This is a genomic window from Methanobacterium sp. BAmetb5 (assembly GCF_003491305.1).
Lineage (GTDB): Archaea > Methanobacteriota > Methanobacteria > Methanobacteriales > Methanobacteriaceae > Methanobacterium.
The window spans coordinates 1,755,001-1,757,500 of record NZ_CP022706.1 but is presented as its reverse complement, the minus strand read 5'-3'; the positions used below and the strand labels follow the sequence as shown (position 1 = coordinate 1,757,500).

The following is a 2,500-nucleotide window of genomic DNA, read 5'->3' as shown; positions in this document are numbered from 1 at the left end:
ATTACACCATTATTAGTTGATTAATTTTATTACTTTAATTACTAATTTACTCTTTTGACATCTGGAAAAAACTTTTAATTATTCACAACTTATAACTATCTAGTAAAACCATTTCATAGAGATATAGATTTTTTACAGGAAATAATAGATTTCAAATGAGATAAACTGAAAATCAGGATTTCCATGACTTACGAACTGATAAGTGTATCCATCATTCTCATATTGGGTTATTTAGGTAGTTACCTGCTTTACCAGAAAAATTACCTTAAAAAAGCCACCCACATCCGTTTATGGAATATTTTGATTTTGATAACCTTTTTAATATCCGTGGTGGCTGGTTTGATTCTTCTCTGCCTGGTGGAATATGGCATAACCATCCCTAACAATCAGGGAATTCTCTACTGGCATGTGGAATTTGGGATAGCCATGTTCTGGATTGCTATTTTTCACATACACTCCTACTGGATGTCTTCCAGCAAAGATGGGGAAAATTCATCCCGCGATAAATCAGGGAGGGAATCAGATTGAAAAAATTATACGTGGTTCTTTTAATCGTCCTCCTCGCTCCCGTGGCAGTATATGCCTGGAATGACTGCCCCTATGGTTTACTGGATGATCCTTTCCCGGGACAGTGCCCCCGTTACCTGGACAGCAATCAGAACAATGTATGTGATCATTCTGAATCACCCAGTTCAACAATCCAGAATAACAGTTCAACAACCTCCTCAGCCACCAACACTAGCCTGAACAGTAACCTCAGTTCTGATACCCCCGAGGCTAATGCCTCTCCCGCAGAAAGTTATAACCTGATACCCCTGGCAGTGACCACCCTCATTCTTTATTTAATCAGCTATCTATTGTACCTGGAAAGTTATTTGCAGCGAAAGGTATTCTACAACATCTGGAAGTACGTACTACTGGCCAGTTTTGCTTTAGCTGGGGCAACTGGACTGATCCTGGTGGTATTCATTAACTATGGAATCCAGTCTTCCTGGAATCTGACCATTGATTTCTGGCATGCGGAATTTGCAATTATAATGGCCGTCAGCACATTTTTACACCTGCATCTCTACTGGAAACAGGTAAAAAGGATTTTTAAAAAGTAGGGGGTTCGGGAAAAGTGGAAGGCTGTGTCCATTTTTCTAAAAAATCATGCCCCATATAATATATAACATCAACACCGGTTGGTTGGGCATACAATAAAGTTTTTTATAGGCATACCACATAACTTTATCAATATTTATTCTGCTGACAAATTAACAAAACCCCAAATAAAGGAGTATTAAGGAGATTTAAAAATGGAAAAAGTGGTCCTGGCGTTCAGCGGTGGGCTGGACACCTCAGTATGCATAAAATTACTGGAAGAAAAATATAACAAGAAAGTCATTACTGCCTGTGTGGATGTTGGGCAGCCGGAAGATGAAATCACCCGACCTGCAAACTTAGCTGCTCAAATGGGAATGGAACATTACACCATCGATGCCAAAGAGGAGTTTGCACGTGAATTCATATTCAAGGCCATTAAAGCCAACGCAGTTTACGAAGGCTATCCCCTGAGCACGGCCCTGGCCCGACCCCTCATTGCCATGAAGATCGTGGAACTGGCTGAAAAGGTGGGTGCGGAAAACATAGCCCACGGTTGCACTGGTAAAGGAAATGATCAGTTCCGTTTCGAATCCATCATCCGGTCCCATTCTGACTGCACCGTCATTGCCCCCATAAGGGACTTGAACCTCACCCGTACTGAAGAAGTACGTTATGCTCAGTCTCATGGAATACCCCTCCCTTCAGATAAGCTTTACAGTATCGATGAGAATTTGTGGGGTCGTTCCATAGAAGGAGATATTCTGGAGGACCCCATGGTGGAAACCCCGGAAGAGGCGTTCAGCTGGACACGTTCCACTGAGGATGCCCCGGATGAGGCAGAAGTAGTGGAGATCTCCTTCGAAGAAGGTGTTCCCACGGAGATTAACGGAGAACTAATGGCCCCCCTGGACATCATCCGCAAGGCCAACCAGATCGCCGGTACCCATGGTATAGGAAGGGTGGATATTATGGAGGATCGGATTATAGGACTTAAATCCCGTGAAAACTACGAAACCCCCGGTGCTGTCCTGTTAATTGCTGCCCACCGTGCCCTGGAGCAGCTGGTTTTAACCCGGGAAGAGTTAAAATTTGCAGAAATTGCCTCACAAACCTATTCCGAACTGGTGTACAAGGGATTATGGCACGAACCCCTACGTGAAGATTTAGACCAGCTTATTGACAGTATGCAGGGCCGTGTATCTGGCTCGGTGCGAGTGAAACTACACAAGGGCAACATACGCGTCCTGGGAAGAGAATCACCCTTCAGCCTGTACCAGGAAGATGCAGTTTCCTTCGAGGATAAGGAAATGGATCAGCGGGAAATGGCCGGTATGGTTAAAAACTATGGTATTCAGGCTGCCTGTTACCAGGATATCTGTCGCAGAAAATAATTTAAAATAATTCAGTTGGGTGT

3 protein-coding genes are annotated in these 2,500 nt (G+C 43.5%); all 3 read left to right on the top strand.

Annotated elements, in window-relative coordinates; genetic code table 11:
• The first annotated feature begins 183 nt into the window (after positions 1–183).
• The 3 genes from CIT02_RS08605 (at position 184) to CIT02_RS08595 (ending at position 2,477) form a co-directional block, all read left to right on the top strand.
• Positions 184–528: a hypothetical protein gene (locus tag CIT02_RS08605; protein ID WP_292611583.1), complete on the top strand. Its 345-nt coding sequence runs from the start codon at positions 184–186 to the stop codon at positions 526–528.
• Positions 525–1,106 (top strand): hypothetical protein, encoded by a 582-nt coding sequence (locus CIT02_RS08600; protein WP_292611581.1) that lies wholly within the window; start codon positions 525–527, stop codon positions 1,104–1,106. Before CIT02_RS08605 ends, CIT02_RS08600 begins: the two co-directional genes overlap by 4 nt.
• Before the next feature lie 192 nt (positions 1,107–1,298).
• Positions 1,299–2,477 (top strand): argininosuccinate synthase, encoded by a 1,179-nt coding sequence (locus CIT02_RS08595; protein ID WP_292611579.1) that lies wholly within the window; start codon positions 1,299–1,301, stop codon positions 2,475–2,477.
• The last annotated feature ends 23 nt before the right edge of the window (positions 2,478–2,500 follow it).

Bases quoted from the DNA above. Each gene is read 5' to 3' on its own strand.
- CIT02_RS08605 (WP_292611583.1), top strand. From the start codon at position 184: ATGACTTACGAACTGATAAGTGTATCCATCATTCTCATATTGGGTTAT.
- CIT02_RS08595 (WP_292611579.1), top strand. From the start codon at position 1,299: ATGGAAAAAGTGGTCCTGGCGTTCAGCGGTGGGCTGGACACCTCAGTA.